Origin of the sequence: Paenimyroides viscosum (genome assembly GCF_003858535.1) — a bacterium.
GTDB lineage: Bacteria > Bacteroidota > Bacteroidia > Flavobacteriales > Flavobacteriaceae > Flavobacterium > Flavobacterium viscosum.
In genome coordinates, this window is sequence record NZ_RQTJ01000022.1 from 7,075 (window position 1) to 27,885 (window position 20,811).

The following is a 20,811-nucleotide window of genomic DNA, read 5'->3' on the forward strand; positions in this document are numbered from 1 at the left end:
GTGAAAAATAGTATTATTTTCTATCCCATATCAATTAGTGATAATTCTATGCGCCTATGTGGTTAATTTTTATTTATTTTGAATTCAACCAACGGGTTAAAGGTGCACAGGTTAACTTTAAAGAGTCGCTGTTAGAAGCATTATAAGTTTGCTAATTTTTAAACTTCAATGGTAAGTGCACCACTTTTTTGGTTTCAAAAAATTCATCAGTAAAAAAGTCACTTAAATTATATAAGGTAGCTTTGGGGAAATCTTTCAATTCTTCAGATAAATCGCCGCCTTTTAAATACAGAATTCCGTTATCTAAATCGTGAACCGATTGTTTTTTTGTTTTTGCTTTAACCCAATTTACAAAATCGGGCATATTTGTCACGGCACGGCTTACAATAAAATCGAATTTTTCAGTAACCAATTCAGCTCTTTTTTGTTCGGCTTTTATATTTTTTAGTTGTAAAGCAGTTGCAACTTCGTTTACTACCTTAATTTTTTTAGCGATCACATCAATGGCGTAAAAATTAGTTTCAGGAAATAAAATAGCCAATGGAATAGCAGGGAAACCGCCGCCTGTGCCAACATCCATCACATCGGCATTTGGTTTAAATGCCATGATTTTTGCAATTCCCAACGAATGTAAAATATGCTTGGTGTATAATTCGTCGATATCTTTTCTTGAAATCACATTAATTTTAGCATTCCAATCTTGGTATAAATCATACAACTGCGTAAATTGATTGATCTGTAACTCGGTTAAATTCGGGAACTGTACTAAAATTTCTTCCATGGCTTAATTTTTGCCAAAAATACAGTTTTATCAGCATAAAAAGAATTATATTTAGTTTTAATGAACATATTTTACAAATAACGTTTAAGTTACATTAAAGTTGTTACTTTGTAATTAAAATTAATGAAATGAAAAAAATAATTACTGGGCTTTTTTTATGGCTTTCGGTTTGTGCTTATTCGCAAGAAACGTTGAATGCCATGTTTTACAATGTGTTTAAATTTCCAAATTCGCTTCCGCAGAATCGACAGCTTATTTTACGAGATATTTTAGACGAATACCAACCCGATTTATTTATGATTTGTGAATTAGCAACAGAAAATGCAGCCGATTTAATCTTAAATACCTCTTTACAAAATCAGGTAGATAATTACAACCGTGCTGTTTTTGTTCCTGATCTTACAGACACCGCAGATCCGTTGCAAACAATGGTTTTTTACAATACCCGAAAACTTACTTTAGTTAGTCAGCAGACTTTGCCAACGATTTACCGCGATATCAATCAATACTCATTTCAGGTAAATGTAGATCCTCAAAATCCTATCTATTTAGAAGTTTTTGTGGCACATTTAAAATCGAGTACCGGGCCAGCAAACCGACAAATGCGTTATGACATGGTTGAAGCTGTTACACAACAATTGCAAAATTTAACACAACCCAACACACACGTACTTTTTGCTGGTGATTTTAATTTTTATAATGCTACCGAAATTGGTTATCAGAAAATATTAGATCCTACAAATGCTATAAAATTAATCGATCCTATAAACGCACCTGGAAGCTGGCAAGACAACCCGTCGTTCAGTTATTTGCACACGCAAAGTACACGTTTGTCAAGTTCTGGTTTTGGTGGTGGTGCAAATGCAGGAGCAGGAGGTGGATTAGACGATCGGTTTGATTTTATTATGATGAGTGAAAATTTTAATACAAGCTCTCGTTTTTCGTATGTAAACGGAACTTACAGTGCGTATGGAAACAACGCTAACTGCTTGAATAAAAGTGTGAACGATGCCACTTGCACAGGAACTTACTCTTTAACATTGCGTAATAATTTGTATAATATGAGCGATCATTTGCCGGTGGTTGTGCAATTTCAGATTAATGAACCGTTGGCAACACCATCTTTTAAAAAAGACAAAACTTTCATGTGGTTTGAATCATCGAATATAACTGATGTAGAAGTTATTATAGGTGTTGATATATCGCACTTTAATACACAAAACAACAAACTTTATATTTACAATACGTTGGGGCAATTGGTAAAAACGGTTTCTGTAAACAATCAGTCAAGCATTGCTTTTTCTACCGAAAATTTAAATACAGGTATGTATTTTATAAAAGCAAACGGAAGTTCTACGGTACTGAAATTCATCAAAAAATAGAATTTCGCTCAAAATGAAAAGTGATTATATGTAAATTCTTACCCAAAAATATATAGCTAATCTAATGCATTTAGGAAAATCGTCGCTTCGAGTAGCGTAACGTAGTGAAGCGTATCGAGAAGTTTACTAAATTATAAGTTCTCGACAGGCTCGAACTGACAAAGATCTGATATATCTATATTACGTTTAAGTTTATCTTTAAAATATCAAAAGAAAATTATCACTTTCTAAATTAAAAAAGCCCAAAGGTTGTTTTATAATATGTTACAATATCGTTACCTTTGGTTTCATAAATTTCAAATAAATGAGCGCACAACATTTGTCAGATAGAATTAATAATTTATCTGTTTCGCAAACCTTGGCAATGGCTGCAAAAGCCCGAGAATTAACTGCTTTAGGTAAAGATATTATCAGTTTAAGTTTAGGAGAACCCGATTTTAATACGCCCGATTTTATTAAAGAGGCTGCAAAAACAGCAATCGATGAAAATTGGAGTAATTATCCGCCAGTTGATGGTTATTTGGAATTGAAACAAGCAATTGTAACAAAATTTCAACGCGATAACGGTTTAAATTATCAGCCTGCGAATATTGTGGTTTCTACAGGTGCCAAACAATCATTATACAATATTGCACAGGCAATGATTAACGAAGGCGACGAGGTTATCCTGCCCGCACCTTATTGGGTTAGTTATTACGAAATTATTAAAATGGCAGGTGGAATTCCGGTTGTTGTGCCAACATCAGTAGCATCAGATTTTAAAATTACGCCAGAACAACTTCAACAAGCAATCACATCAAAAACAAAAATGATGTGGTTTAGTTCGCCTTGCAATCCTTCAGGATCGGTTTATAACAGAGAAGAACTAACGGCTTTGGCTGATGTTTTAAAGAATCGTGAAGATATTTATGTAGTTTCAGATGAGATTTATGAACACATTAATTTTTCGGGAAGTTTTTGTAGTATCGGATCAATTCCGGGAATGTTCGAAAGAACAATTACTGTAAACGGCGTTGCCAAAGCTTTTGCTATGACAGGTTGGAGAATAGGCTACATTGGTGCTCCGGAATTTATTGCAAAAGCATGTACCAAATTACAAGGTCAGGTTACAAGTGGTGCAAATTCAATCGCGCAACGAGCTACTATTGCGGCTTTAGAGGCAAATCCGTCAGAAATTGGTTATATGGTTGAAGCCTTCCATAAACGTAGAGATTTGGTTTTACATTTAGTGAATGATATTAAAGGGTTGGAAGTGAATGTGCCAGAAGGTGCTTTTTATGTTTTTCCTGATGTTTCGTACTATTTCGGTAAAACATTAAACGGAGTTTTAATCAATAATGCCGATGATTTAGCTTTGTATTTGTTAGAATATGCTAACGTTGCAACGGTAACTGGCGATGCTTTTGGTAACCCAAATTGTATCCGTTTGTCTTACGCAACAAGCGAAACATTTTTAATTGAAGCATTTAAACGCATTAAAGAAGTTTTAAAAGAACAATAAAAATTTCTTTGTCATTCGAACGAAACGAAGTATAGTGAAGAATCTAAGAGATGATAAATTACTTTATTTCAATTAATAAAAAGATTGAATAATTCAATTCGATACATCACAAAAAAATCCCGAAAGTTACTTTCGGGATTTTTAATTTAACCTATTTTGTAATTGATTATTTTGTTGCTTTAACAGAAATTTTCAATTTAATGTTATCGTTAATAACTTTATCACCAGCTAAATCTTTAACAACAGATCCAGAGTTGTAGTTAACAGCAAATTTAGTTCTGTCAATTTCAAACTCATCAGAAGCAATAGTAACGTCAGCATCAGTAACAGTAACCGTAGCTGGGAATTTAATTCCGTGCGTAGCTTCTTTAATAGTTAAATTACCTTCAACCATTTGTTTTCCGTTTTCTTCAGTAACGTTTGTAATTTCAAAAGTAGCTGTTGGGAATTTAGATACATTAAAGAAATGATCTGCATTTTCAGCAGTAGCACCTTTTAAATGTCCTTCTAAACCAGCTTTCATTTCAGCATCAGTGATATCAGTAACAACGATAGAATTCATATCAATTGTAAATTTACCACCCGTTACTAAGTTGTTTGATACAATAACCTGACCTTCTTTTAAAGCGATAGTTCCAATATGTTGATCTCCAGAAACTTTACCACCAACCCAGTCAATTTTAGACTCAGCCACATTAGCGTTATATGTTACACCATCAACTGTTTCAGTAGTAGTTCCAACTGTATCAGTTTCAGCAGTTGTGTTTTCTTTTTTACATGCAGTTAATGATAATGCTGCGAAAGCAATCAGTGCAAATACATTTTTTTTCATAATAATTAAATTTATTTATGCAAATATATCTAAATTCTTATTTCAAAACACAAAAAAATATACGGTAAACACATTTCTTAATGTAGGTTAATTTAATAACTACTGCCAATTTGTCTAAAAAATAAGAATGGCTTTACTTTTGTTAATTAGTGATTAAGTTAAACATCGATAAAAATGGAAAACGAAGAATTAAAAGATCAAGATATTCAGCAAAACGCTGAACAGGATATAGATAACCAAAGTGTTGAAACAGCAGATCAATTAACAGATACAGAAAAGTTAGAAGAGCAGCTGGCAAATGAAAAAGACAAATTCTTAAGATTGTTTGCAGAGTTTGAAAACTTTAGAAAAAGAACTGCTCGCGAGCGTGTAGAATTATTTTCTACTGCAAATGAAGATGTTATGAAAAATATTTTACCTGTTTTAGATGATTTTGACAGAGCAATTGCACAAATGGAAACATTGGGCGAAAGTGAACATCTGACAGGGTTTAATTTAATATCAACTAAATTGCGTGACAATTTGTCGGCAAAAGGATTAAGTTTAGTCGAAATTAATAAAGGAGATAGCTTTGATGCCGATATAGCAGAAGCTATAACACAAATTCCTGCAGGCGACGAGTTTAAAGGAAAAGTTTACGATGTTGTAGAAAAAGGATATAAGTTAGGCGAAAAAATTATTCGTTTCCCAAAAGTTGTTATCGGTCAATAATAAACCACAATGAAGAAAGATTATTACGAAATATTAGGTATAGATAAAAGTGCCGACGCAAGTGCTATTAAAAAAGCATACCGTAAAAAAGCAATTGAGTTTCACCCTGATAAAAATCCGGGCGACAAAGCAGCAGAAGAAAACTTTAAATTAGCTGCAGAAGCATACGAAGTTTTAAGCGATGCAGATAAAAAAGCACGTTACGATCAGTATGGTCATGCGGCATTTGAAAATGGTGGCGGCTTTGGTGGTCATGGCGGTTTTAACAACATGGAAGATATTTTTAGCCAGTTTGGCGATATCTTTGGTGGTGGTTTTGGCGGCTTCGGTGGTTTTGGCGGCGGTGGCGGTCAACGTCGTGTTAAAGGATCTAGCTTACGTATTAAAGTAAAGCTTACTTTAGAAGATATAGCAAACGGGGTAGAGAAAAAAGTTAAAGTTAAGCGTAAAGTTCAGGCAAGCGGTGTAACTTATAAAACTTGTGCAACTTGTAATGGTTCAGGTCAGGTAATGCGTGTACAAAATACTATTTTGGGACGTATGCAAACATCTTCTCCATGTCCTAGTTGTCAAGGTTCAGGTCAAACTTTAGATCACAAACCACAAGGAGCAGACACCGAAGGAATGATTCAAACCGAAGAAACTGTTTCTATAAAAATTCCTGCGGGTGTTTCAGATGGTATTCAGTTAAAAGTTTCGGGTAAAGGAAACGAGGCGCCAGGTGCCAACAGTATTCCGGGTGATTTAATTGTTGTTATTGAAGAAATAGAACACGAATTTTTAAAACGCGAAGGCGAAAATATTCATTATGATTTGTATTTGAATATTGCCGACGCTGCTTTAGGTGGATCAAAAGAAATAGATACCGTAAATGGTAAAGTTCGTATTAAAATAGATGAAGGAATTCAGTCTGGAAAAATTCTTCGATTAAAAGGTAAAGGATTACCTAGCTTAAATGGTTACGGAAACGGTGATTTCCTAATACACATCAACGTTTGGACACCTAAAAAATTAACAAAAGAACAAAAAGATTTCTTCGAAAAAATGAAGAATGACGATAATTTCACACCACATCCTCAAAAAGGAGATAAAAGTTTTTTTGAAAAAGTAAAAGAAATGTTTTCTTAATACAAATAATTTTGTAAACTTGTATTACACTTATAAAACGGTGGATTTTCTTTTTCATAGCAATTTTTCCCATCCTTGTTTGTAAAAACAAGGATGGGTTTTTTTTAGCTACTTTGTATCTTTGTATCCATTTATTTAGTTTAAAACTATGAAACCAATATTACAAGTAAATAATGTTGTAAAAAAGTATGGTGAAAAAACCGCTTTAAACAACGTATCTTTAGAAGTGCCACAAGGATCTATTTTTGGATTGTTGGGTCCAAATGGGGCAGGTAAAACTTCACTTATTCGGATCATTAATCAAATTACTTTTCCCGATAGTGGCGAAGTGATTTTAAATGGCGAAAAATTGAATCCAACCCATGTAAAACATATCGGCTATATGCCCGAAGAGCGTGGCTTGTATAAAAGTATGAAAGTGGGCGAACAAGCTTTGTATCTGGCACAATTAAAAGGAATTTCTAAAGATGAAGCTAAAAAGCAATTAAAATATTGGTTTGATAAATTAGAAATCGGTGATTGGTGGAACAAAAAAATCCAAGAACTATCAAAAGGTATGGCACAAAAAATACAATTTGTGGTAACCGTATTGCATCAACCAAAATTATTGATATTCGATGAGCCTTTTTCAGGTTTCGATCCCGTGAATGCCAATATTATTAAAGACGAAATTTTAGAGTTGAAGCAAAAAGGCAGTACCATTATTTTTTCTACACACCGTATGGAAAGCGTAGAAGAGCTTTGTGATGAAATTGCCTTAATTCATAAATCAGAAAAATTGTTAGCAGGATCTTTGGTAGATATTAAAAAGCAATATCGTTCTAATACTTTTGATTTAGGAATAAATGCTTTAAACCCAAATCAGTTGAAAGACTTCCTGAATGCAAAATATCAAATAGAAGATACGTTTTTTAAATCGTTAGATAACGAACTAAAATTAGCTGTTAAGTTAAATGACAAATCAGCCAATGAATTATTGAATGATGTGCTTCCGTTTGGTCAGATAACGCATTTTGCTGAAAAAATTCCGAGCATCAACGATATTTTTATTCAAACTGTAACCAATAACTAATGGGCGTTTTATCTTTAATTATAAAAAGAGAATTTATTTCTAAAGTTCGAAATAAATCATTTATCGTGATGACATTCGTTAGTCCGATTATTTTTGTAGCAGTTGCAGCCTTAATTGGCTATTTAAGTTCCATGAAAACAGAAGTAAAACATATTGGTATTCACGATGAAACCGGAATGTTTGTTAGCGAATTTAAAAACAGCGAAAGTTATAAATACCACGATGTTTCTAAAATAGATCCTAAACTTTTAAAAGACAGCGTTTCGCAGGCAAATTACGAAGGCGTGTTGTTTATTCCAAAGAAAGATAATTTAGAAGACTACGAAAAAGCAATAGAATATGTATCAGAAGATAGCCCGAGTTTAGGGTTTATCGCTAGTACAGAATCTAAATTATCAGAAAAATTACTTCGTAAAAACTTAAGCAGTCAAGGTGTTGATACCGTTTTGTTAGATCAATCTAAAATCGATGTTACAATGCATCTTACAAAAGCATCGGGCGAAGAAACCGTTAAAGGCTTAAATGAAATGAAGGTTGCTATTGGATCTGTTTTCGGTTATTTAATTATGATGTTCATTATTATTTACGGAAACATGGTTATGCGAAGTGTTATCGAAGAAAAAACAAGTCGAATAATAGAAATTATCATTTCTTCCATAAAACCAATCCAATTAATGATGGGGAAAATCATCGGAACCACTTTAGCCGGTATTTTACAATTTGTAATTTGGGCAATTGTTGGCGGTATTTTACTTGTTATTGCCAATTTTGTTTTTGGACTAAATACATCAACACCTACTACAGAAATGGCTGTTGAGGCATCCAAATTAGCTGATTTTCAACTGTATTTTGCCGAATTTTTAAAACTGCCATTAGCAAGCATGTTAATCTATTTCCTGATTTATTTCATTGGCGGATACTTTTTATACAGCTCATTATACGCAGCAATTGGTGCAGCAGTTGATAACGAAACCGATACGCAACAGTTTATGTTTCCTGTAATTATGCCGTTAATGTTAGGGGTTTACATAGGTTTTTTCACAGTAATGAACGAACCACACGGAACCGTAGCAACTATTTTCTCCATGATTCCGTTTACATCGCCCATTGTAATGTTAATGCGCATTCCGTTTGGTGTACCGTTTTACGAAATTGCACTTTCAATTGCACTTTTATTTGCTACCTTTATAGCTATTGTTTGGGTAGCGTCAAAAATTTACCGCGTAGGTATTTTAATGTACGGCAAAAAACCAACTTGGAAAGAACTTATAAAATGGCTTAAATATTAAGTATGGCTAAAATTTTAATTATAGAAGACGAAGCTTCAATCCGCAGAGTATTATCAAAAATATTGGCAGAAGAAAACGATCAGTATGTAGTTTTTGAAGCTGCCGATGGAGAAGAAGGTTTAGAAAAAATAAAAAGCGATGATTTCGATTTAGTTATTTGTGATATAAAAATGCCAAAAAAAGACGGTGAAGAAGTATTACAAGAAGCTAAAAAAATAAAGCCAGAAATTCCGTTTCTAATGATTTCGGGTCATGGCGATTTAGAAACTGCTGTTAATACCATGCGTTTAGGAGCTTTTGATTATATTTCAAAACCACCAGATTTAAACCGATTGTTAACAACCGTTCGCAATGCGTTAGATAATAAATTGTTGGTTGTAGAAAACAAACGTTTAAAGAAAAAGGTAAGTAAAAACTACCAAATGATTGGCGAAAGTGAACCTATTCAGCAAATAAAAGACATGGTTGATAAGGTTGCCGAAACCGATGCGCGCGTTTTAATTACCGGACCAAATGGAACAGGTAAAGAATTGGTTGCACATAATCTGCACGAAAAAAGTAACCGTGCCCAATTTCCGTTGATCGAAGTAAACTGTGCAGCAATTCCGTCAGAACTAATCGAAAGCGAATTGTTTGGTCACGTAAAAGGTGCTTTTACATCAGCTGTTAAAGATCGCGCTGGAAAGTTTGAAGCTGCCGATAAAGGAACAATCTTTTTAGATGAAATTGGCGATATGAGCTTGGCTGCACAGGCAAAAGTTTTGCGGGCGTTGCAAGAAAGCATGATTACAAGGGTAGGAGCCGATAAGGATATTAAAGTTGATGTTCGTGTAATTGCGGCTACCAATAAAGATCTGCGTAAAGAAATTGAAGAAGGCAGGTTCCGGGAAGATTTATACCATCGTTTGGCTGTAATTTTAATAAAAGTTCCAGCATTGAACGATCGCAGAGATGATATTCCGTTATTGATTGAACATTTCACAAAGAAAATTGCCGACGAAAATGGCAGTGCACAAAAAGCATTTTCTGCCGATGCGATAAACCTTTTAAAAGAATACGATTGGACAGGAAATATTCGTGAATTACGAAATGTAGTAGAACGCCTGATAATTTTAGGCGGAAAAGAAATTTCAAAATCCGACGTAGAACTTTTTGCATCAAAATAAAAAAAATGAATTTAAAGAAGATAAATCCAAATTTACAACAAACCTTAATTGAAAACGGTTTAACAGAGGCTCCAAATGTTATTAAAGAAGCTTTTGGAACTATTAAATCAGGGAATGATGTGGTTCTTGTAATTGAAGATAAAAAAGAACAAAAAGAAGCTATTGCAATTTCTGTTATTCAACGTTTAGAAAAAGCTTTTATGCTGTCACCTCGTGCATTGGTTATTGTAGAAGATAAACCAGAAGCGCTATTAATGAATGATGTTTTTAAACAATTGGCTAAATATACTGATTTGCGTATTTTTATGACGCATGACAAAACTGATTTAGATGAAGATAAAAATCAAATTTCTTTGGGGATTGATGTGTTAATTGGTACACCAGAGCGTTTAAGTTTTATGTTTGGAAATGCAGGGTTTGATGTTAACCAATTACAAATGTTGGTAATTAATGATACTGATGAACTGTTGCGTTTACGTCATGATACGCGTTTACACCGTTTGTCTGAAAGCATAGGCAAAACACAGCGATTGTATGTTGTACAACAAGAAACGGAACGGTTAGAAATCTTTGTAGATAAAACCATGTTAGACAGTTATTGGTTTTCTGATAATGAAGATGAAGAATAAAAAAACAGAGCTTTAAGCTCTGTTTTTTTTATGAATTACTTCCGTATATTATTTCGCTATATTAACAGCTCTTGTTTCTCTGATTACGGTAATCTTAACCTGACCTGGATACGTCATTTCGGTTTGAATTTTTTGAGAAATCTGGAACGATAAGTTAGATGCTAATTCATCTGAAACTTTTTCGCAATCTACAATAACACGCAATTCTCTACCAGCTTGGATAGCGTAAGCATTCTTAACGCCTCCAAAACCATGAGCAATATCCTCTAAATCTTTTAAACGCTGAATATACGAATCTAAAACTTGTCTACGTGCGCCTGGTCGCGCTCCTGAAATAGCATCACAAACCTGAATAATTGGTGATATCAAAGAATTCATTTCAATTTCATCGTGGTGTGCACCAATAGCGTTACAAACTTCTGGTTTTTCCCCATGCTTTTCTGCCAATTGCATACCTAATAAAGCGTGTGGTAAATCACTTTCTGTGTCAGGAACTTTACCTATATCGTGTAATAAACCGGCACGTTTTGCTAATTTTACGTTTAATCCCAATTCTGCGGCCATTATACCACAAAGTCTAGCAACTTCACGTGAATGATGTAATAGGTTTTGTCCGTAAGACGAACGGTATTTCATACGACCTACCATTTTAATTAGTTCAGGGTGTAAACCGTGAATACCTAAATCAATTACGGTACGTTTACCAGTTTCAACAATTTCCTCGTCGATTTGTTTTGCAGTTTTTGCAACAACTTCTTCAATTCTTGCAGGGTGAATACGTCCGTCTGTTACTAATCGGTGTAAAGATAAACGGGCAATTTCACGTCGAACTGGATCAAAGCATGAAAGAATAATAGCTTCAGGAGTATCATCTACAATAATTTCAACACCAGTTGCAGCTTCCAAAGCACGAATATTACGACCTTCACGACCAATAATACGTCCTTTAACATCATCTGATTCAATGTTAAAAACAGATACACAATTTTCAATTGCTTCTTCTGTTCCTACACGTTGAATGGTATTGATAATAATTTTACGAGCTTCTTGCTGTGCTGTCATCTTAGCCTCTTCAACAGTGTCCTGTATGTAAGACATTGCTTGTGTTTTAGCTTCTGCTTTCAAGTTTTCAACTAATTGAAGTCTAGCTTCGTCTGCAGTTAAACCAGCAATTTGCTCTAATTTTTCAAGCTGTACGCGATGTAATTTATCAGTCTCTTCCTGTTTACGTTCTAAAGATTCTAGTTTAATTTCGTAATCTTTAATACTTTTTTCGCTTTCTTCGGCAGCTTTTTTCGCACGATTTAACTCGTTAGATATTTGAGATTCTTTATCGCGTGTTCTTTTTTCAGTTTCAGCTATTTTTTTATCTCTTGATAAAATAATTTGTTCATGCTCTGCTTTTAATTCAATGAATTTTTCTTTAGCCTGAAGTATTTTATCTTTTTTAATAGTTTCACCTTCTGCACGGGCATCTTTTAAGATTACTTTTGCTTCGTTTTTTGCGTTTTTTAAGATAGACGATGCGTTGTTTTTTTCAAGGTATTTTGCTATTGCAAAACCAACACCGGCACCTACTATCATTGCGCAAATAATAAATATTGCTGTTTCCATTTGTGTGTAAATAGTTAATAAAAAAAGCTCACATTAGAAGAGTTGCATAAACTCTAGGAAAACAAGTTTTGAGTTATCTTGCCGTTCAAGGATCCATTCAAAGATGGCTTGCTTTAGTGGCAATGATTCACCCATTTTAATTTGTTAGTGTTGAGTTTATCAAACAGTAGCTAATGTGAGCAGTATTGTATCAATCTTACTAAATAAATAAGACTGTTATTTTATATGATATTTTAATAAAATAGTATCTAAACCGTTATTAAATTCAATTAGTTTTTCTTTAGAATTGTCTAAACCTTCTTCGTTTTGTATTCTATTTTGTTCAACTTGCGATGCAAACTGTAAAGCACAAAAAGCTAAAACATCTTGTTTGTCGCGCATTTCAAAATTTTCTTCGAGTTGCAGTGTCATTGCTTCTATTTTTTTTATGGCAGCACGTATACCTTCTTCTTGATCCGGATTAACGGTTAAAGGGTACACCCTGTCTGCAATAGAAACTTTTATCTTTAATTTTTCCATAAACAATTAATCTATTTTTGTTAATTGTGATATGCAATGATCTATCTCTCGAACTAATGAATTTATCTTTAGTTTTGTTTCTTTTTTAAAATCTTCACTGCCCAATAATCCATTTGCAATTTTTAAATTATCATATTGTTTTTGTAATTCAATATGTTTTTCTTGCAAAATCGTCTGCTGTGTTTGGTGTTGTAGAAGTTCACTTTTTAACTGTTCGTTCTCTTTTACAACTTTTTCTAAATGCTGTATTAATTTATTTAACTTCGTTTCAATCGATAAAGTGATATCACTAAGTTTTTCCATTATACAACATTTAAATAATTATACAAATTTACTATTCTTTCATCGAAAATAAAAAAAAAAAATGAAATAAGCACGCTTTATTTATTTTAATTTAGTTAAACATTTCTATAAATGTATTTATTTTTTTGTTATCTTATTCGTAATTAAAATTTTAAGTATGGGTTACAGATTAATTTGTTTGTTGTTGATTGGTACAAATTGTTTTGCACAGCAGGAAAATATTCCAGAGCTCGATGTTCCTATTAAAATTCCATTGTTGGTTGCGGGTAGTTTTGGCGAATTGCGTCCAAATCATTTTCATGCGGGTGTAGATTTTAGTGCTAATTATAAAATTGGCGATCCTGTTTATGCTCCTGCCGACGGCATTGTGAACCGTTTAAAAGTAAGCAGTTTTGGTTACGGGAAAGCACTGTATATTAAACACACCAATGGATATACCACTGTTTACGGACATTTAAGTGCTTATAATGATAAAATTGATGATTACGTGAACCAGAAGCATTACGAAAATAAAAAGTTTGAAATGGAATTATTTCCGCTAGCAAATGAACTTCCTGTGAAAAAAGGCGATATTATTGGATACATTGGCAATACCGGCGGATCTGGTGGACCACATTTGCATTATGAAATTCGCGATACACAAACAGAACATATTTTAAACCCCATTGCAGTTTCATTAAAAGATAAAATTACCGACACCGAGCAAGCCATTATTAACGGTGTTTATGTGTATCCGTTAACAAATGAAACAATAATTAACAACGGAAATTCGTTTTTTGAAGTGGCTTTAAACAAGGTGAATAATACGTATAATAGTGAAACTATTCAGGCAAAAGGGTCAATTGGTTTAGGGATTAACACGCACGATACGCAAAATGGCAGCCGTGGTAAAAACGGAATCTATAAAATTGTTACTTATTTGAATGGATCGAAGTATTTTGAAGTTGTTTTCGATGAATTTTCCTTCGATGAATCTAAATACCTTAATCAGTATATCGATTATAAGTATTATCAAATATCAGGAAACAGAATTCAAAAATTATTTATTATTAACGATTTGCCTTTAAGTTTAATCAAAATAAAAAAGAATAACGGACAAATAAAGTTGGAGGATAACGCAGATTTTAATTTTAAAATCGAAGTTTTTGATGCGCATGATAATAAGCAAACCATAAATATTCCTATAAAATATCATGATTATCAACCAATAGAAAAATCAAAACCAACAGGTAAATACATTGATTATTTGAAAGATTATGCATTTGAAGATAAAAATGTTTCGGTTGAATGGGATGCGCGCACTTTTTTTGAAGATGTTCATTTAAACATAGATTTTTCAGATAATATCCTTGTTTTACATAAAGATGAATATCCGGTTCAGAAAAATATCAACATAAAAATGATTATTCCAGATGATTATCCAAACAAAGACAAAACCTTTATAGGAAAAACCGATGGAAAAAAGATTAAGTTTTTTGATACCTGGAAACGCGATAACGATTTCAGAATTCGTACAAAAGAACTCGGTACATATAAATTAGTACAAGATACAGAAGATCCAATTGTTCGTTTTACAAGCAGTCTAAGTGAATTTACAGTAGACGATGTTTTGGTTTTTGAAATTGAAGACAAGCTTTCGGGGATTGATACCTACAACGGATATTTAAATAACGAATGGATTTTATTTGATTATGATTACAAAACAAAGAAATTAATTCATAAATTAAGCGATAAAAAATTTACAGCCGGCACCAATACTTTACGATTAGAAGTTACTGACCGTGTTGGAAATAATACTACATTTGAACAAACGATAGTTGTTAACTAAATAAAATATTTTGAACAAAAGCATATATGTTTTTTCGATTTCTATGATATCTGTATTTGGGTTCGCGCAAACGGCTCAAATTAAAGGTGTTGTGTTAAACGAACAAGATTCTCCCGTAGAAAATGTGTTGGTACAGGCACAAGATAAGCAGGTTTATACCAACGCCAACGGATTTTATTTTTTAGAAGTTTCTCCGTCCGCACAAGTTACTGTAAAGTTTCAAGCCGAAACTTACCAAACAGTTACTTACACAGAATCTTTAAAAGAAAATCAGTCTTTTGAGTTGAACATTCGTTTAAGCGAACATTCCGAACAATTGAAAGAATTGGTCATTAATAGCAACTTAAAACAACGTTTTGAAGGTACAACCATTATAGCACCCGATGTAATTCGTAGAATTCCTGGTGCAAATGCTGGTGTAGAAAATATTCTAAAAACGCTTCCGGGCGTTTATTCTAACAACGAACTTTCTACGCAGTATGCGGTTCGTGGCGGAAATTACGATGAAAACTTAGTTTATGTAAACGAAATAGAAGTGTATAGACCATTTTTAATTCGATCTGGTCAGCAAGAAGGTTTAAGTTTTACCAATACTTCAATGACAGAGAAAGTCGATTTTTCTTCCGGTGGATTTCAAGCAAAATACGGCGATAAAATGTCGTCTGTTTTAGATATTACCTATCGCAAACCAAAACAATTCGGCGGTCAATTAGATGCCAGTATTTTAGGTGGCGGACTTACGGTTGATTTAGCATCGAAAAATGAAAAATGGACAGCCATTACCGGTTTTAGATATCGTAACAATGCGTTGTTAGTAAATTCGCAAGATGTTGAAGTAGATTATAAACCACGTTATTTAGATGCACAATCGCTTATAACTTTTCAACCGTCGGCAAAATGGGAGTGGAGTGTGCTTTTAAATGCATCTTCTAATGTATACGAATACAAACCACAAGTTAAACGCACTAAATTTGGAACCTTTGGCGATTCAAAAGAACTATCGGTTTATTATCAAGGTGCAGAAATAGATCAATACCAAACGTATTTTGGAGCGTTGAAAGGTATTTTTAAACCTAATTTAGAAAATAGTTATAAAGTAATTGCATCGGCTTATCATACAAAAGAAGAAGAATATTACGATATTTTAGGTCAATATGCTTTAGGAAATGTAAGTGGCGATTTAGGCGGAAATGCAGGCGAAGTAGAGTACACCGTTGGTTTGGGTTCGCAGTTAAATCACGGTAGAAATAATTACGATGCCTTAATTGTTAGTGCCGAGGTTAAAGGGCAACATAAATTAGATGAAAATGAAATAGAGTGGGGCGTACGTTATGTTTCCGAGGATATTCGTGACCGTTTGGTTGAATGGGAAGTGGTAGATTCGGCAGGTTTTTCTTTGGCTCACCCGTATTTTTCAACACCAAATAATCAGCCTTACGAACCTTATCTAGGTGAATTAGTGCCTTACCAAAATGTTCGTGCAACCAATTTTGTAAAAATCAATCGCTTAAACGGTTTTGCACAATGGAGCAAACGTGGATCAATTGGTGAACATGAAACATTTTTAAATGTTGGTGCCAGAGCGCATTATTGGAATGTTGATGCCGAAGGATACAAAACAGCAAACGCACAAGTTACAATCAGTCCGCGAGCGCAATTTGCCATTAAACCCAATTGGGATAAAATGGATATGGTTTTTCGTCTGTCGGGCGGTTTGTATCATCAACCACCAAGTTACCGCGAATTACGAGCAATGGACGGATCGATCAATCCTAACGTAAAAGCACAGCAATCAATTCATATTGTTTTATCGAACGATTATAGTTTCAAGATAAAAAACACGCCGTTTAAGTTGTTTACCGAGTTGTATTACAAAGATTTATCAAACGTAAACACCTATACATTGGAGAATGTTCGTATAAGATATAGAGCCGATAATAATGCCCAAGCGTATGTTTATGGTGCAGATGTGCGTATGAATGGTGAAATTGTTCCGGGTATTGAATCGTGGCTTTCTGTAGGATATTTAAAAACCGAAGAAAATTATAACGAACGCGGATTTATTGCCCGCCCAACAGATCAGCGATTAAAAATAGGTTTAATGTTTCAAGATTATATGCCTGCAATTCCTAATTTAAAACTATACTTAAATTTAGTTTATAATACACCGTTACCAGGTGGTTCACCGTCGTATGTTGATCCGTATGATTATCAATTACGATTAAAAAATTATATGAGGGCCGATGCAGGTTTTTCGTATATTTTTAAAGATCAAATGTTTAAATCAGAAAAAAAATGGTTGCAGCCTTTTGAAGAAGTTGCTTTAGGTTTTGAAATTTACAACTTGTTTAATAACGAAAACGCCATAACAAATACATGGGTTCGCGACGTATATTCTAAAACCATGTACGCCATTCCTAATAGAATGACCATGCGTACCTTTAATTTAAAGCTAAATATGCGTTGGTAAAAAGTTTTTAATATTAACCTTTTAAATTAACATTATGTTTAAAAAATTACTACTTGTTTTAACGGTTTTATTTACAGTACAGTTAACTTCGGCACAGATATTATTAAATGATAATTTTGATAACTACACATTAGGAAATTTAGGCACAGATGTTACAGGGGTAGTTCCCGGACAAGGTAATTGGCTAACAGAGATTCTTTACGCCCCACTTAACCACAGCAGCAGTGCATTTAATATTACAAATGAAGCTTTTAAGGGTAAGGTACTTACATTTACTACTCCACAAGGTGAATATATGGTAGCAAAAAAAGATTTAAGTACATTTATAAATCAACGTACAACAGGAAACGATGTAATTAAGGTTGAAATTGATTATTATACAGGAACACAATACTATATGGCTACTAATAGGGCTCCTTACATCACTATATCATTACATGATAATAACAATAAAAGGTTATTGATGATTTATCATAACATTGTTAATAAAAACTTTATTTATGCAAGATCGTTGGATGATTTTGGGACAAACAATGTGTTGAAATTAGGCAATGACAGTGGCAATGTTGACAGTTTACCTGTTAACACTTGGATTTCTTTTATAGTTTATTTAGATTATAATAATAGAAAAGCTTATGTTGAAACACCTTATTTTAATAAAGTTGCTGTAGGCGACTTTTTAAGCAAAAGCACATCTAACAATTTAATAGAAGATTTTAAACCTGTTTTACTATCATTATATGCAGATGCAGCTATTGCAAACGCTTCCCAAATGGTTCATAAATTTGATAATATTAAAATAACGGGTTTAAAAGTTGTTCCACCAAATATTATAGCTTTAAGCATAAACGAACAATTGGCTACAAAATTCAATGTGTTTCCTAACCCTGCCAACAACATTGTTAACATTACAAACCGTGAAAACATAAGCGTAGAACAGATACATGTTTTTGATATAAGTGGTAAAACTGTACAATCGTATTTTTTTAATAAAGAAAACCAAGTGCAGTTAAATATTGAAAATTTGGCATCGGGTACTTATATGTTGCATATAAAAACCATTAAAGGTGTAGCGGTAAAAAAAATTATTAAAAAGTAAAATACAACTGGCTAATGACAAGGGAAATGTATAGTTAGGTAATAAAATATTGATTATATTGATATTTTTTGTAGCGTGTTGAGTTTTGCTTATCTTTGAAAGAAGATTTTAAGCTTATGAAATTATACATAGCCCTTTTAGCAATTAGTTTAACCACAATTGTTTCGTGTAGAAAAGAAAACGAAACACCTAAAGTTATTTACGAAACCGAAAAGAAAACCACCGAAGTAAATTATCAGAAAATAGATTCTACCGAAATTAAAATTGCCGATTTGCCTATTAAATTCAGCGGTACTAATTATTTGCTGCATCCAATAGGTAATGTACGTGTATATAATACGGGTTCGTCACGCTCGGGTAGTTCAAAAACAAATACGCAGGTTAGTTATAAAATATCGAATTATTCAACACCCGAAATTACTGGTTTTATTAATAATGTAATGTTTCAGCATAAAGATTCGTTAGAGTTGAAACCATTAACTGCTAACCGAATGGAAATTTTATCTATTAATTATTTAGATGAATTAGCACTTAAAACAAACAAGCAGTTTTTGGTGTATACTTTGGTAGATGTTGATACCAATAAAGACGGTAGATATGACGATAACGATATTAAAACGCTTTACATTTCTAAAATAAACGGCACAAAATTTACAAAACTTACACCCGATTTACATGAATTAATTGATTGGCAGGTAATAGATGATAAATTGTATTTTAGATCGGTTGAAGATATCAATAAAAATGGTGAGTTCGATTCTAACGATGCCATACATTATTCATTTATAAACTTATTAAGTGAAGATTGGAAACCAGAACAATATAATCCTTTGAAATAAATAAAACTGTCTGTAAAAAGACAGTTTTATTTATTTCATTTCTGTTTCAACTTCTTCATCAATCATTTTTTGCAGTTCTGTTTCAAGAATAATTGCTGCAGAATTTTGATCGCCTTGTTCTAAGCCTTGTTGGTATGTTTCCATAGCTTTTTCTTCGTTGCCAATTGCATAATAGTATGATCCTAATAAAGAATATCCTTTAATATCGCCTAAAGAAATCATTTTTTTTGCAAGACTCTCAAGTTCAGTATTTTCTTTAAAGGAATATTGTTGGTTTGTGTCACCGTCACCCAAAAGATTTTTAAATCCACCCATGGCGTGCATGTACATAATTCCAAACTGGGCACCACAAGCGGCAGTTAATCCTTGGTTACATAAGTATGTGGTTTTTTCCAGATAATCTTCTTCATTTTCAAAAAGGCTAAAGTTTATTTCATCTGTACCATCTGTAAAATTTAATTTATAATATTCATAGAGCAATTTGGCATCTACAATATTACTGGCAAACAAAACAAGTTCTTCAAAAGTAGGAACGGTACTTTTTTTAAATGTTGATTTTTTTACCCATGAACTTTCACCTTTTAATTTGTTTTGATCCACTTTTAAAATAAAGACACTTTTATCGGGGAAAACAAATAGTTTATTATCCTTTTGAAAATATTCTGCCTGAAACGCATCATTTATAATTGCATGACCTTTTCCGTCAAAATAAAAACTGCTGTATAAATCATTCTTATTAGCATTTACATAATAACCATTTAAAGAGTTAGTTATGTTTTGGGAAAACGCACTAAAAGAAAAAAATACGAAAAGAATATTTAGTCTCATAATTTTTTACAACAAAACTAATCATATTTCTATAGGAAATACCTGTTAACTTGACTATTTATTATGGTTAATAGTACTTTATTAAATGAAATACTAAATTTGAAGTTTCTACGTTATTATTAAAAATAAAAAATTCATGAAAAAGAAATTTAAGAGTATTTTAATTTTAGGATGTTTAGTGTGTGCATCTCAATACGGTTTTGCACAATCTCAAGGTAGCGTGTTTGATAATTTAAGTATTGAAGCACAATACGGTTTAAATGCAGCATTAAGTCCCAACGAAGGAATTACAACTAGTGATTATAGCGGTTTTAATTTTTTTCAGTTAGGCTTAACGTATCATATTGATGATGTTTGGGGAGTTCGCGGAACTTTTGCAAGTTCTAATTTTAAGCATGAAGATATAGATGCTTCAGGTGTAAAATATAGCAGATTAATGTTAGAGGCTACTTATAACATTTTAACCGCAGCAAACCGCATGATTCAACCTTTTGATGTTACGGCACATGCAGGTTTAGGTTTGGCATCGGGTAATAGTGAAGTGTTAAACGGTAATGATATGGCAGGTGTTGCACAAATTGGTATTATGCCTAAATATTATTTTACCCCGCAGTTTTCTGTTTTTATCGATGGAACTTTTGTGAACCAATTCAGTCAAGATTTTGGTTTTGATGGTTTAGGTGTTAAACAAGGATCGGGAAGTTATTTTAATGTTGGTTTAGGTGTTCAGTATAAATTTAGAAAGTAATATTATTTGATAAAAAAGAGGGATTGTTTAGTAGCAATCCCTCTTTTTTATTGATTTTAAAATCAACTAATA

19 protein-coding genes and 1 other RNA gene are annotated in these 20,811 nt (G+C 32.9%); 13 read left to right on the forward strand and 7 right to left on the reverse strand.

Going from position 1 to position 20,811, the window contains the following annotated elements; all coding sequences use genetic code 11:
* Positions 1-151: 151 nt before the first annotated feature.
* Entirely contained in the window at positions 152-781 is a 630-nt protein-coding gene (rsmG, locus tag EG242_RS10190; RefSeq protein ID WP_124899779.1) for a 16S rRNA (guanine(527)-N(7))-methyltransferase RsmG, read from the reverse strand.
* Positions 782-909: 128 nt separating this feature from the next.
* On the opposite strand from rsmG, the gene EG242_RS10195 reads away from it, so the two are divergent.
* Together EG242_RS10195 and EG242_RS10200 are read left to right on the forward strand one after the other, a co-directional pair.
* Positions 910-2,163, forward strand: a complete 1,254-nt coding sequence (locus EG242_RS10195; protein WP_124899780.1) for a T9SS type A sorting domain-containing protein — start codon at positions 910-912, stop codon at positions 2,161-2,163.
* Positions 2,164-2,467: 304 nt separating this feature from the next.
* Positions 2,468-3,664, forward strand: a complete 1,197-nt coding sequence (locus EG242_RS10200; protein WP_124899781.1) for a pyridoxal phosphate-dependent aminotransferase — start codon at positions 2,468-2,470, stop codon at positions 3,662-3,664.
* A 166-nt stretch (positions 3,665-3,830) separates the two neighbouring features.
* Here EG242_RS10200 and EG242_RS10205 read toward each other — a convergent pair whose 3' ends face one another.
* A complete protein-coding gene (locus tag EG242_RS10205) occupies positions 3,831-4,496 on the reverse strand; it encodes a YceI family protein (RefSeq protein ID WP_124899782.1) in 666 nt (221 codons plus the stop codon).
* A gap of 174 nt (positions 4,497-4,670) precedes the next feature.
* Between EG242_RS10205 and EG242_RS10210 the strand changes: the two genes are divergently transcribed.
* From EG242_RS10210 to EG242_RS10235, 6 genes are all read left to right on the forward strand, one after another.
* Positions 4,671-5,207: a nucleotide exchange factor GrpE gene (locus tag EG242_RS10210; RefSeq protein WP_124899783.1), complete on the forward strand. Its 537-nt coding sequence runs from the start codon at positions 4,671-4,673 to the stop codon at positions 5,205-5,207.
* 9 nt (positions 5,208-5,216) lie between these two features.
* Positions 5,217-6,335, forward strand: coding sequence for a molecular chaperone DnaJ (gene dnaJ / locus EG242_RS10215; protein WP_124899784.1), 1,119 nt, complete (start codon positions 5,217-5,219; stop codon positions 6,333-6,335).
* A gap of 148 nt (positions 6,336-6,483) precedes the next feature.
* On the forward strand, positions 6,484-7,407 hold the full coding sequence (locus tag EG242_RS10220; RefSeq protein ID WP_124899785.1) for an ABC transporter ATP-binding protein: 924 nt from the start codon (positions 6,484-6,486) through the stop codon (positions 7,405-7,407).
* Positions 7,407-8,696, forward strand: coding sequence for an ABC transporter permease (locus EG242_RS10225; RefSeq protein WP_124899786.1), 1,290 nt, complete (start codon positions 7,407-7,409; stop codon positions 8,694-8,696). Before EG242_RS10220 ends, EG242_RS10225 begins: the two co-directional genes overlap by 1 nt.
* Positions 8,697-8,698: 2 nt before the next feature.
* Complete coding sequence (locus EG242_RS10230; RefSeq protein WP_124899787.1) at positions 8,699-9,862, forward strand: sigma-54-dependent transcriptional regulator; 1,164 nt, start codon at positions 8,699-8,701, stop codon at positions 9,860-9,862.
* Positions 9,863-9,867: 5 nt separating this feature from the next.
* The gene (locus EG242_RS10235; protein WP_124899788.1) at positions 9,868-10,491 is read left to right on the forward strand and encodes a DEAD/DEAH box helicase; all 624 of its coding nucleotides are present in this window, start codon (positions 9,868-9,870) and stop codon (positions 10,489-10,491) included.
* A gap of 48 nt (positions 10,492-10,539) precedes the next feature.
* On the opposite strand, the gene rny is transcribed toward EG242_RS10235, so the two are convergent.
* The 4 genes from rny to EG242_RS10255 form a co-directional block, all read right to left on the reverse strand.
* Positions 10,540-12,105, reverse strand: a complete 1,566-nt coding sequence (rny, locus tag EG242_RS10240) for a ribonuclease Y (protein WP_124899789.1) — start codon at positions 12,103-12,105, stop codon at positions 10,540-10,542.
* Positions 12,106-12,153: 48 nt separating this feature from the next.
* A non-coding RNA gene (gene ssrS, locus EG242_RS10245) (6S RNA) lies at positions 12,154-12,261 on the reverse strand.
* A 60-nt stretch (positions 12,262-12,321) separates the two neighbouring features.
* Positions 12,322-12,624, reverse strand: coding sequence for a cell division protein ZapA (locus tag EG242_RS10250; RefSeq protein ID WP_124899790.1), 303 nt, complete (start codon positions 12,622-12,624; stop codon positions 12,322-12,324).
* A 6-nt stretch (positions 12,625-12,630) separates the two neighbouring features.
* Positions 12,631-12,927, reverse strand: coding sequence for a hypothetical protein (locus tag EG242_RS10255; RefSeq protein ID WP_124899791.1), 297 nt, complete (start codon positions 12,925-12,927; stop codon positions 12,631-12,633).
* A 157-nt stretch (positions 12,928-13,084) separates the two neighbouring features.
* On the opposite strand from EG242_RS10255, the gene EG242_RS10260 reads away from it, so the two are divergent.
* From EG242_RS10260 to EG242_RS10275, 4 genes are all read left to right on the forward strand, one after another.
* Positions 13,085-14,755, forward strand: a complete 1,671-nt coding sequence (locus EG242_RS10260; protein ID WP_124899792.1) for a M23 family metallopeptidase — start codon at positions 13,085-13,087, stop codon at positions 14,753-14,755.
* A 10-nt stretch (positions 14,756-14,765) separates the two neighbouring features.
* Entirely contained in the window at positions 14,766-17,225 is a 2,460-nt protein-coding gene (locus tag EG242_RS10265; RefSeq protein WP_317124945.1) for a TonB-dependent receptor, read from the forward strand.
* 34 nt (positions 17,226-17,259) lie between these two features.
* Positions 17,260-18,324: a T9SS type A sorting domain-containing protein gene (locus tag EG242_RS10270; RefSeq protein ID WP_124899794.1), complete on the forward strand. Its 1,065-nt coding sequence runs from the start codon at positions 17,260-17,262 to the stop codon at positions 18,322-18,324.
* Between the two features lie 116 nt (positions 18,325-18,440).
* Positions 18,441-19,163 carry a hypothetical protein gene (locus tag EG242_RS10275; RefSeq protein ID WP_124899795.1) on the forward strand — a complete coding sequence of 241 codons (723 nt, stop codon included), beginning with the start codon at positions 18,441-18,443 and terminating at the stop codon, positions 19,161-19,163.
* 30 nt (positions 19,164-19,193) lie between these two features.
* On the opposite strand, the gene EG242_RS10280 is transcribed toward EG242_RS10275, so the two are convergent.
* The gene (locus EG242_RS10280; RefSeq protein WP_124899796.1) at positions 19,194-19,991 is read right to left on the reverse strand and encodes a tetratricopeptide repeat protein; all 798 of its coding nucleotides are present in this window, start codon (positions 19,989-19,991) and stop codon (positions 19,194-19,196) included.
* A 136-nt stretch (positions 19,992-20,127) separates the two neighbouring features.
* Between EG242_RS10280 and EG242_RS10285 the strand changes: the two genes are divergently transcribed.
* The gene (locus EG242_RS10285; protein WP_124899797.1) at positions 20,128-20,739 is read left to right on the forward strand and encodes an outer membrane beta-barrel protein; all 612 of its coding nucleotides are present in this window, start codon (positions 20,128-20,130) and stop codon (positions 20,737-20,739) included.
* Positions 20,740-20,811 lie beyond the last annotated feature (72 nt).